Below are 538 nucleotides of genomic sequence, written 5' to 3'. Positions count from 1 at the left end.
ATCATCCTCAACGAAGTCAACGGCGGCAGCCCCAGCCAGTTGCGCGGCTACACCGAAGTGGCGGGCCAGTCGGCCAAGGTCATCGTCGCCAACCCCTACGGCATCAGCTGCAACGGTTGCGGCTTCATCAACACCCCCAACGTCACCCTGACCACCGGCAAACCCATCCTCGATAACGGCCGCCTGGACCGTTACCAGGTTGATGGCGGCGCCGTGACCATTGACGGCCAGGGCCTGAACGCCAACAACGTCGATCGCTTCGAAATCATCACCCGCTCAGCCAAGATCAACGCGCAGATCAATGCGCGCAATTTGACCGTGATTGCCGGTCGTAACGACGTCAACGCCCAGACCCTGAATGCCACCGCGCGTGCCGATGACGGCAGCGCCAAGCCGGAGCTGGCGATTGACTCGTCGGCGTTGGGCGGGATGTACGCCGGCGCGATCAAGCTGGTGGGCACTGAAGCTGGTGTGGGTGTGAAGCTGGACGGGACGTTGGCGGCCAGTGGTGGGGATATTCAGCTTGATGCCAATGGGC

Annotated in this window: 1 protein-coding gene; it reads left to right on the top strand. The window is 62.6% G+C overall.

Features of this window, described 5'->3' with window-relative positions:
• Positions 1 to 538, top strand: a 538-nt coding sequence (locus GNF76_RS29270) for a filamentous hemagglutinin N-terminal domain-containing protein (RefSeq protein ID WP_155586505.1), incomplete at both ends; no start/stop codon positions are given.

This window comes from Pseudomonas spelaei (assembly GCF_009724245.1).
Classification (GTDB): domain Bacteria; phylum Pseudomonadota; class Gammaproteobacteria; order Pseudomonadales; family Pseudomonadaceae; genus Aquipseudomonas; species Aquipseudomonas spelaei.
The sequence above is the reverse complement of the archived record's forward strand: the minus strand, read 5'-3'. Positions and strand labels throughout refer to the sequence as shown.